At 30.7% G+C, this 225-nt stretch carries 1 protein-coding gene; it reads left to right on the forward strand.

Annotated elements, in window-relative coordinates:
* Nucleotides 1-225, forward strand: a 225-nt coding sequence (locus TP70_RS11675) for a transposase (protein ID WP_044361810.1), incomplete at both ends; no start/stop codon positions are given.

Raw genomic sequence — 225 nt, forward strand, 5'->3', positions numbered from 1 at the left:
TTGAAGCAAAGAACTATCAAAAACAAAAACGAAAAGTAGCGCGATTACATGAAAAGATAATGAATCAACGTACTGATTTCTTGAATAAGTTAAGTACAGAAATTATCAAAAATCACGATGTCATCTGTATTGAAGACTTAAACACAAAAGGTATGTTACGTAATCATAAATTGGCAAAAAGTATTTCTGATGTCTCTTGGTCTCGTTTTGTGACGCAATTACAAT

Origin of the sequence: Staphylococcus microti, assembly GCF_000934465.1 — a bacterium.
GTDB classification, from domain to species: Bacteria; Bacillota; Bacilli; order Staphylococcales; family Staphylococcaceae; genus Staphylococcus; species Staphylococcus microti.